Genomic DNA, 9,443 nt, shown 5'->3' on the forward strand with positions numbered 1-9,443 from the left:
TTTTTGATGGGGCTAAAGACTTTGCCAGCTTGATAGCAACAGCCAGCAACCTCATAGATGAAGCAGCGTTTAAATTCACAGAGGAAGGAATAAGCATGCGCGCCATGGACCCGAGCAGGGTCGTTCTCATTGACTTGAACCTGCCGGAGAGCATATTCTCAAAGTACGAGGTTGAGGAACCGGAAACCATCGGAATCAACATGGACCAGTTTAAGAAGATACTCAAGCGCGGAAAGGCCAAGGACACGCTCATTCTCAGAAAAGGTGACGAGAACTTCCTCGAAATAACCTTTGAGGGAACTGCAAAGAGAACGTTCCGCCTTCCGCTCATAGACGTTGAGGAGCTTGAGCTCGAACTTCCAGAGCTTCCGTTCACGGCCAAGGTCGTCGTTCTCGGAGAGGTCCTCAAGGAGGCTGTCAAGGATGCCTCCCTTGTCAGCGACGCCATAAAGTTCATCGCAACCGAGAGCGAGTTTATAATGAAGGCCGAGGGCGAAACTCAAGAGGTCGAGATAAAGCTCACCCTTGAGGACGAAGGTTTACTTGACCTTGAGGTCGAGGAGGAAACCAGGAGCGCCTACGGCATCAGCTACCTCAGCGACATGATTAAGGGCATAGGAAAGGCCGATGAAGTCATACTTCGCTTCGGAAACGAGATGCCCCTCCAGATGGAGTACCTGATTAGGGACGAAGGAAAGCTCGTATTCCTGCTTGCACCTCGCGTTGAGGAGTGATTTTCTCCTTTCTTTTCTATGAGGTGGTCTCATGGACATCGTCAAGCTCAGGGAGTTGCTTGAGCAGGAGCTCTCCAGTGTTGAGCTAACGGAACTTGACGGCGACTTCTACCGCGAGTTCGACAGCCTAATCAAAGCTCTCAAACTGAGCGCTGAAAACTCCCGTGAGAGAGGTGAGAACGTCGAGGAGAGGCTTTACCTGGCCCAGCTCCGGATTGCCGAGGAGCTCATGAGGGAGATAATCAAGCTCCGCCTCCACAAGATAGTGGACCTCGCCGTTGAAGGAAAACCCGCTGAGATGACCTCTGAAGAGTTCAAGATTTTCAAAATCCTCAGGGCCTTTGTTGAGAGGGAGGAACTGCCGGAAGTTGACAAAATCGAAGTCGAAAAAGAACTCACGGCTTCTGAGGAGACAGGAGAGAGAACACCGGGCGTGATGACTCCCAAGGAGGCGTACATCGTAACCGTCGATTTACCCACGATTCTCGGACCCGACATGAGGGAATACGGGCCCTTTAAGGCGTGGGATATGGCCGTTCTCCCGGAGGAGATAGGAAGAGTTCTCATTGAGAGGAATGTTGCCCTCAGGGTCAAGCTCTCACTGTGATGCCCTATGTTCTCGGTTTGCATGAGGGACTGCTACGACACCTGCTCGATGGTGAGCGAGCTGAAGAACGGAAGGCTCAGGGTTAAAGCCAACCCGGAACACCCGATAACCGCGGGCTTCCTCTGTCCAAAGGGCGCCCTTCTCCCGAAGTGGTTCCACTCAGAAGACAGGCTAAGGAAACCGTTAATCCGAACCGGTGAGAGGGGAAGCGGAAAGTTCAGAGAAGCGAGCTGGGAAGAGGCGATAAACCTCGTAGCCAGAAAGCTGAGGGAGGTCATTGCAAGGCATGGGAGCGAGAGCGTTCTCGTTTATCAATACGCGGGCGACAGGGGTGTCGTGAACTACGCCTTCCCGCTCAGGCTCTTTCACTACCTCAACGCTTCTATGCTTGATTATGGAATCTGCGATAGGGCCGGGCAGGAAGCTCTAAAGGACGTTTACGGAACGGCGGTTGGCCTCGACCCGGAGGAGCTCAAAAACCAGAGGCTAATCATTTACTGGGGGATAAACGCATTCTGGACGAACCTCCACGGCTTCATGCTGGCCAGAAGAAGCGGTCTCGAAATATGGACCGTTGACGTGGTTAGAACTGAGACCGCAAAGAGAAGCGACAGGTTCTTCCAGGTAAGGCCTGATACTGACGTTCTCCTCGCTTTGGGAGTTGCCAAGGTTATAATCGAGGAAGGGCTTTATGACAGAGCCTTTGTCCGCGAGAACGTTTATGGTTTTGATGAATTCAGGAATTATGTAAAAACACTATCGCTTGATTATGTAAGTAAAGAGACAGGCCTGAGCGTTGAGGATATAGAGGTCTTTGCCAGAGAATACGCCGAAAAGAGGGGCGTAATCCACATCGGCTACGGCTTTCAGCGTTCTTTAGCTGGAGGTGAAGCGGTCAGGGCCATAGCGATGCTTCCAGCTTTAGTCGGCCACCGTTTCGGTTTCATCTACGACATGAAAACGATAGACAAGAGCTACGCCGAGGGGGCCTTTCTAAGGACTAGGCCTGCTAGAAGAATCCCCCAGATGAAGCTGGCCGAGTACATCGAAAATGGAGATGTTAAGTTCCTTTACGTATACAACTCAAACCCTCTCGCGAGTCTGCCGAATCAGAAAAGGTTGAGGAGGGTTTTGAAGCAGAGCGACATCTTCGTCGTTACCCACGACATCTTTCTGACAGATACGGCCCTCTACTCGGACGTTGTTCTGCCGGCGAACACCTTTTTTGAGAGGCTTGACATAGCCGACAGCTACTACCACCGCTACGTGGCTTTAAACGAACCCGTTGCAAAGCTCTATGGGAAGGGCAACAGCGAGGTTACGAGACTGCTTGCGAGGGCGTTGGGCATTAAAAATCCCCACCTTTACGAGAGCGACGAGGATATTATAAGAAAAATCCTCGAGTTTAACGGCCTAAGCTGGGAAGAGCTGAAAAGAAAAGGCTTCGTAAGGGTTCCGGAGAGGCCCGGGAAGTGGAAAACGCCGAGCGGAAAAATCGAGTTCTTCTCCAGGAGGGCCGTTGAAAGGGACCTAAGTCCCTTTCCTGAATACAGGCGATTCAGCGGAAAATATTCCCTCAGGCTTCTCACGCCCACCTACAGGATGACGATAACGAGCCAGTACCACAACACCTATGGAATGATAGACCCTTACCTTTACATCAGCCCAGAAGATGCCAGGGGGAGGGGAATCAGCGAAGGGGACGAAGTGGAAGTCTTCAACGACCGTGGCAGGGTCAGGACGAGGGTAAAAGTAAGCGAAGACGTGCCCAGAGGAGTTGTTCTGCTGTACAAGGCATTCTGGGTGTCCCTGCTCGGCTGGAACGCCAACTTTCTGACGACTGACGAGACAGTTCAAAACTACGGCAACGCTTCCGCATATCATTCAACATGGGTTGATGTGAAAAAAGTTTGAGGCAAAATTCTGGTTTTTCTGTCCACTTTCTGACAAAGCTGAAATGGGGCTTTTTCCACAATGACGACCAGCTGTGCACGGTTTTATATTCCCCGTCAAAGACCTCATATCTTGATTGCATATTCGTCGAGTTTTGTTGTGAAAAACGAACCGAAAGGCTTATATATTCGAACCCAACCATATTTTAGTGAAGACGACACACAAAAAGAAGAGGTGATGAAAAATGGTCGTCATAGGAGAAAAGTTCCCAGAGGTTGAGGTTAAGACCACCCACGGAGTGATAAAGCTCCCGGACTACTTCGCCGAGAAGGGCAAGTGGTTCATACTCTTCAGCCACCCGGCTGACTTCACCCCGGTCTGTACGACCGAGTTCTACGCCATGCAGAAGAGGCTTGACAAGTTCAGGGAGCTCGGCGTCGAGCCGATTGGACTGAGCGTTGACCAGGTCTTCAGCCACATCAAGTGGATGGAGTGGATAAAGGAGAACCTCGGCGTCGAGATTGAGTTCCCGATCATAGCAGATGACCGCGGTGAGCTCGCCGAGAAGCTCGGCATGATTCCGAGCGGAGCAACGATAACTGCTAGGGCCGTCTTCATCGTTGACGACAAGGGCATCATAAGGGCCATCGTCTACTACCCGGCCGAAGTCGGCAGGGACTGGGACGAGATACTTAGGCTCGTCAAGGCCCTCAAGATAAGCACCGAGAAGGGCGTCGCTCTGCCACACAAGTGGCCCGAGAACGAGCTCATCGGCGACAAGGTCATCATTCCGCCGGCCAGCACAATCGAGGAGAAGAAGGCCAGGGAAGAGGCCAAGGCCAAGGGCGAAATCGAGTGCTACGACTGGTGGTTCTGCTACAAGAAGCTTGAATGAATAAATCCTTTCCCTTTAATTATATTTTGTTTCTTCCTAGTCATCTAGATGAATTTGTCTATAGCTTTCATTATCAATGCAAAGACTAAAAAAGAGAAAACAAACGTCATATATATTATAAATACTGCTCCAAACAATGTAGACAAACTCCTAATAAAGATGATATACACTACCAATAATAAGCATATCCCCAAAAACATAATTCCAATTAGAATTGAAAATTGATATTTCTCTATACATAGTGACATTATGTATGTTGATATAACAATAACAGAGATAGATGCTACAAGCACTAAAGAAAGTCTGTTTTTGAAGTAATCATATATGATGGATAACACCATCACAAAAAAGTATGCCCTATAAATTCCCAGAGAATAAGCTATATATCTTTTTAAGACAGAATGACTATAAGCCCTTCTAAATACTTCAGTTGAGTACTTAGTGCGTACGCTTAGGTAGGGCAAATAAATAAAGATACTTGCCATTGCTATAATATTTAATATCCTAGAGGAATATGCTAATAACGTTGTGAAAATCATCATAAAAAAGAATGCCATAGTCATTGCTCCCAATATTATCGGAACATCAGGACCCTGTGCATATAATGGGAATCCTAACACTGTTCCAAAAGTGGTAATAAGACTGCGAGAGTATGCAATCATCGGAAGAATTACAAAGAGAGAAATAGACAATAACACATAGATACTTTCCTCATTTTGACCAAGTATGGTCTCATTAGTGCCAAGTAATGAGATAGCATAAGAGACAAGTACAGACACTGTTAATCCATTTAAAATTAAAAGTTGAATGACGGCAATTTGTTCATAGTCTTTTGCTACATTGCTACTCATAGATTTGCCCCAACTTGCTAGCAAAAATAGATATGCTCCAAAAAGAAGTAGAATAGAACTCTCAAGAATTAACCCCTTGAAATCTGGGCTGAGAGTTTCATATTTGTCTAATATTTGCACAGTTATTCCAAATAAAAAAGTAGATATTAACAGCAAAATATCAACCCGAAGTGTTTCTTTTTGTTGGTTAATATGCATCAAATGCTTCTTTGGTTTTTCTTTTAAGAACCTCTTAGGATATTGAGTTCTTTTTGAGCGGGGCATAAGCATAACCAATGTAATATTTGGTAGAACTTATAAAAAGTTAATTTTGAAAATTTATTAATAAGTTTCTTCACCTTTGTGGCAGTGTCCCTATTCTTCTCTGAACTTCTCGAAAATTAACTCATCCACAAAACCGTAACCCGGGACGTGGTGGTGTTTTCTCAGCCTTCCAGCGAGTTCAAAGCCGTTCTTCTCGAGAACCCTAATTGAAGCGACGTTCGGCTCATAGACTCTTGCGTAGACCTTTCTGAGGTTAAGCCACTCGAAGGCGTAAATCAGGGCGAGCTTTACTGCCTCCGTGGCGTAGCCCCTTCCCCAGTGTTCCCTAGCTATAACATAGCCCAGCTCCGCGTTTCCATCGCGGTGGTTTATTTTGTGAAGGCCAAGAAACCCAACGAAAGAAGATGTTGCATTCTCAAGTATCGCAAAGACTCTGTTGCGTTCCTTTTCGCGTCTGAGCCTTTCATACCACTCAACTTCATCTTCAAGGAACAAGATTCCGTCCGGGTTCGTTAGGAAAAGCCTCACCTGGCGGTCGTTATACCAGAGCCACACTTTTTTAACGTCTTCCCTTACAGGAACGGCGAGGGAAACGAGAGTACCCTTCAGGATAACGGGCCTCATGGGAAGCACCTTAACTTTATTAAGCGGTTATGAGTATTTAAACCCGATGGAAAGGGAGAGACTGATTAAAACCGTTGAGGCAATACTGAGGAGTGCTGGATATAAAACGGCCCGCCTCGAGTTCAGGGGCTCGTGCTTCGACATAGTCGCGAGTAGGTTAGTCCTTCTCCTCTTCATCAAGGTCGTCTCGAACATAGACACGGTCACCGAGGAACAGGCCGAGGATTTAAAGAGGCTCGCCAAGCTCTTCAACGCTTCACCCATCATCGTTGGCCTTCGCTCAAAAAACGCCGAACTTGAGGAGGGTGTCGTCTACGAGCGCTTTGGAATCTACGCCCTTAGGCCGGAGACTCTCTACGATGTTTTCATGAACAATGAGCTCCCGGCAATCTTTGCGGAGCGCGGGGGCCTCTACGTCAGGATAAACGGCCAGCTTTTGAAGGAGCTCAGGGAGAGGCACGGCTATTCAATCAACGAGCTGGCCGGACTGCTTGGGGTTTCCAGGAAAACGCTCTTGAACTACGAGAGGGGCGAGCAGGCGGTTTCCCTTGATGTGGCCATCAGACTTGAGGAGCTCTTTGACGAACCCCTCGCGGAGCCCATTGACGTGCTCAACGCAAAGGTCGAGGCAAAACTCGACGTCAAACCGGAAAGCCCCCTGGAAAAGGAGGTTTTTGAGAGGTTGAAGCACCTCGGCCTCGGCCTTGTAAAGGTCAAGAAGGCGCCCTTCAACGCGGTCTCGAAGGGTGAGGAGTTTAGAATCCTCACCGGCATAGACGAGAAGAAGACGCGCTCCACCCTCAAGAGGGCCGAGATGGTTGCGGAGGTTGGAAAGATAATCAACTCCGACGGCGTTTTCATTCTCGAAAAGACCAGAACGGAGGTCGTTAAGGAAGTGCCCCTCATCCCAAAGGAGAGCCTTAAGGAAGTTAAAGACGCAGACGAGCTCATAGAGATGATTGAGGAACTCAAAAAGGAGATAAAGGCGAAGCTTTTCAGCTGAAGAGGACTTTCTTCCAGCCCTCACGGAGCTTTTCGACGTACCTCTCCGGAGAGGCTATTAAAACGGCCCACCTCGGGGTCTGACGCCTCTTCAATGCGTTTGCGAGGGGGGTTACCTTTGAGAGGGGCTGAACTTCGCCGTTTTCAAGGAGAACCTTTATCCCCGTTTCCTTAAGCCTCGGCTCGCTGAGCATTAAATCCGCTATGCTGAACTCGAGGATAACTTCACCCTCGTTCGCCCCAACGCTTTCAGCCAAAGCCCTCTCAAGTTCCTGCCTCCTCTTCACATTTCTATAGGCACTCAGCAGTTCCCTCTTCTCCTCCAGGGTTAGCTCCTCGGCACTTGCCAGGACAGCGGCCTTGTAGAGCTTTCTGTGGAGGACTTTTCTCGTCAGCTCGGCAGGAAGGCCCTCCAAATCCTCAAGCTCGACCAGAACCCTGCAGTCCGTCATCTTCCAGAAGTCCCACAGGTGACCCTCTTCAAGCGCGAACTCGAGGGCCCTCGTCAGCATTCCCTCGGCTATCTTGACAGTGTGATGGAAGTAAACGCGCGAATACATGAGAGAGCGCGCCACCATCATTCCCTCAACGGCCTCAACGCCCTTCTCATCAACGACAAGCTCGTTTTCGTGTATTTCAAGAACCTTGAGTAGTCTCTCGAGGTCGATTATTCCGTGGGCGACGCCGGTGTAGTGGGCGTCCCTGATTAGGTAGTCAAGCTGGTCAACGTCAACACCGCCGTGGAGCATCTGGCCCAGGTAGGGCTTCTTGGATTTTCCGAGGATTAGGTCGGCCACTTCCTCAGGCTTTATGCCGTAACTCTCAAGTATCTCCGGAATCCTGCCCCCGTCCTCCTCACCGGTTATGTTTATCCTGCCCATTATGATGTCCTGGCCGAGGCGCATGTGGTCCCTCTCTTTGACGTAGTGTCGGTAGATTCCCTCGAAGGTGTGGCTCAGTGGCCCGTGGCCGATGTCATGGAGGAGGGCCCCAACCTGAAGGAGAAGGCTTTCCTCTTCATTCAGACCAACTTCATCCGCAAGGCGCTTTGCTATGTGCCACGTTCCGAGGGAGTGCTCGAAGCGAGAATGGTTGGCTCCGGGATAAACGAGGTACGCCAAACCGAGCTGTCTTATGTGTCTGAGCCTCTGGAACTCGGGGGTTTTAACTAGGTCGAGGATTACACCGGTAACCTTCATGCTCCCGTGGATTCCGTCGTGGATAATCTTGGCCTTTCCCATTTCCACCACCGGCTGGAAATCTGAGAAAAGCCTTAAATAACTTTTCGGCATTATGACAATGGAGTTAAAAAGGGAAAAATCAGAAGTCCTTTCCAGCAACGTATATCCTCTTGGTTTTGCCCGGTTTTGTGGGAAGGTCCTCCCGCAGTTTTTCAAGCGGTACCGCCTCTATTATCAGCTCCGACGTTTTGGCCTCCTCCACCTCGTAGCGAACGGGATTGTTGGCCTCATAGATGAGCTCCCTGACTTCGTCCTCTATACCTGATGGTTTTTCTCCCTCGTAGGCAACCCTTATGATTGCCTTTGGCCTTGGATTCTCGGGACTGAGCGGGTAGTAGAGGATTACAAAGTCCTTAAGTGAGGGATGTCCGTAAACAATGTCCATAACCTGGTCAATGTGGAGCTTTGCACCGGAGAGGACAATAACATCCTTCACACGGATTATACTGACGACTTCCCCGTTTTCAAGCCTCGCAAGGTCTCCTATGTCGTAGTTGAAGAGGGGCAAACCCGTAAGTTCTCCCTCGCGCATGACCTTCGTGATGTAGAGCCTCTTGTACTCGGGGTAGTCTTCATCGCCCGTCTCCTCAAGCACGAGTATAGACTCCTCAAAGCGGAAGGGGCTGGCACCCTTTTCAGTGACGATGCGGAATCCAGTCACGTCGTCTTCAGTTGAACCGAAGTTGTCTATTATCACCGCGTTGGGGAAGAGCTCAAGTGTGGCCTTTGCTAGCTCAGGCGTGAGGGTTTCACCGCCGACGACTATTGTCCTTATATCCTCCTTGAGCTTCTCGGGAAGGATAAGTCCGAGGTTGTAGGCGGTAGCGGTTAACGCCCATATTGAGGTTGGCTTTATATCTTCGAGCTCCCTCAGGAGTAGCTCGCGATTCTGGAGATACGTTATTGGAACCTGGAAATAAGATGCTCCCGCGTTGTTGACTTCAAGCCCGCTGATGGCGAAGTTTCCCGAGGAGGACGGCAGTGGGGGGAAGAACGACGCAACCCTTTCTCCCTTCTCAAAGTACTCCTCCACCCATGGCCTCATCTGGCGGGCGGTTCGTTTTTTGTCGTCCGTTGTGAAGGGTATTCTCTTTGGCCTGCCCGTCGTCCCGCTGGTTCGCATAACCGCGTGATAAATCCTTCCCTCCCTGATGTAATCCGGCCAGACTTTCTCCCGGTTATACAGATCATGGGGCTTTATTGTGACTTTTCTGGTTAATTTTGCCAGCCCTTCGGGGGTCAAGCTCTCAATTTCAACACCTTCAAACTTCTCAGCCCAGAAGGGTGTCGTTTCCACGGCCTTTTCCACAGTGTATTTGAACCCCTGGAGTA

9 protein-coding genes are annotated in these 9,443 nt (G+C 49.5%); 5 read left to right on the forward strand and 4 right to left on the reverse strand.

Annotated features, from left to right (window positions below; all coding sequences use genetic code 11):
* The 4 genes from MVG27_RS02770 to MVG27_RS02785 all read left to right on the forward strand — a co-directional run.
* Positions 1-734, forward strand: a 734-nt coding sequence (locus MVG27_RS02770; protein ID WP_297556127.1) for a DNA polymerase sliding clamp, incomplete at its 5' end; no start/stop codon positions are given.
* A gap of 31 nt (positions 735-765) precedes the next feature.
* Positions 766-1,341, forward strand: a complete 576-nt coding sequence (locus tag MVG27_RS02775; RefSeq protein WP_297556129.1) for a hypothetical protein — start codon at positions 766-768, stop codon at positions 1,339-1,341.
* Positions 1,342-1,347: 6 nt separating this feature from the next.
* Positions 1,348-3,255 carry a molybdopterin-dependent oxidoreductase gene (locus MVG27_RS02780; RefSeq protein WP_297556132.1) on the forward strand — a complete coding sequence of 636 codons (1,908 nt, stop codon included), beginning with the start codon at positions 1,348-1,350 and terminating at the stop codon, positions 3,253-3,255.
* A 223-nt stretch (positions 3,256-3,478) separates the two neighbouring features.
* Positions 3,479-4,129, forward strand: coding sequence for a peroxiredoxin (locus tag MVG27_RS02785; RefSeq protein ID WP_297556133.1), 651 nt, complete (start codon positions 3,479-3,481; stop codon positions 4,127-4,129).
* Between the two features lie 44 nt (positions 4,130-4,173).
* Here MVG27_RS02785 and MVG27_RS02790 read toward each other — a convergent pair whose 3' ends face one another.
* Together MVG27_RS02790 and MVG27_RS02795 are read right to left on the reverse strand one after the other, a co-directional pair.
* Positions 4,174-5,250 (reverse strand): hypothetical protein, encoded by a 1,077-nt coding sequence (locus tag MVG27_RS02790; RefSeq protein WP_297549205.1) that lies wholly within the window; start codon positions 5,248-5,250, stop codon positions 4,174-4,176.
* Positions 5,251-5,334: 84 nt separating this feature from the next.
* Complete coding sequence (locus tag MVG27_RS02795; RefSeq protein WP_297549207.1) at positions 5,335-5,868, reverse strand: GNAT family protein; 534 nt, start codon at positions 5,866-5,868, stop codon at positions 5,335-5,337.
* Between the two features lie 46 nt (positions 5,869-5,914).
* Here MVG27_RS02795 and MVG27_RS02800 point away from each other — a divergent pair, with 46 nt between their 5' ends.
* Positions 5,915-6,871: a transcriptional regulator gene (locus MVG27_RS02800; protein WP_297549209.1), complete on the forward strand. Its 957-nt coding sequence runs from the start codon at positions 5,915-5,917 to the stop codon at positions 6,869-6,871.
* On the opposite strand, the gene MVG27_RS02805 is transcribed toward MVG27_RS02800, so the two are convergent.
* Positions 6,864-8,111 (reverse strand): HD domain-containing protein, encoded by a 1,248-nt coding sequence (locus tag MVG27_RS02805; RefSeq protein ID WP_297549215.1) that lies wholly within the window; start codon positions 8,109-8,111, stop codon positions 6,864-6,866. The genes MVG27_RS02800 and MVG27_RS02805 overlap by 8 nt on opposite strands.
* A 79-nt stretch (positions 8,112-8,190) precedes the next feature.
* A partial coding sequence (locus MVG27_RS02810) for an AMP-binding protein (RefSeq protein WP_297556135.1) occupies positions 8,191-9,443 on the reverse strand: 1,253 nt, incomplete at its 5' end.

The organism is Thermococcus sp., from assembly GCF_027011145.1.
GTDB lineage: Archaea > Methanobacteriota_B > Thermococci > Thermococcales > Thermococcaceae > Thermococcus.

What these genes read in the sequence shown, in the direction of transcription:
- MVG27_RS02780 (WP_297556132.1), top strand. Translation starts at nt 1,348, where the DNA reads ATGTTCTCGGTTTGCATGAGGGACTGCTACGACACCTGCTCGATGGTG.
- MVG27_RS02775 (WP_297556129.1), top strand. Translation starts at nt 766, where the DNA reads ATGGACATCGTCAAGCTCAGGGAGTTGCTTGAGCAGGAGCTCTCCAGT.
- MVG27_RS02805 (WP_297549215.1), bottom strand. Translation starts at nt 8,111, where the DNA reads ATGGGAAAGGCCAAGATTATCCACGACGGAATCCACGGGAGCATGAAG.
- MVG27_RS02790 (WP_297549205.1), bottom strand. Translation starts at nt 5,250, where the DNA reads ATGCTTATGCCCCGCTCAAAAAGAACTCAATATCCTAAGAGGTTCTTA.
- MVG27_RS02800 (WP_297549209.1), top strand. Translation starts at nt 5,915, where the DNA reads ATGGAAAGGGAGAGACTGATTAAAACCGTTGAGGCAATACTGAGGAGT.
- MVG27_RS02795 (WP_297549207.1), bottom strand. Translation starts at nt 5,868, where the DNA reads ATGAGGCCCGTTATCCTGAAGGGTACTCTCGTTTCCCTCGCCGTTCCT.
- MVG27_RS02785 (WP_297556133.1), top strand. Translation starts at nt 3,479, where the DNA reads ATGGTCGTCATAGGAGAAAAGTTCCCAGAGGTTGAGGTTAAGACCACC.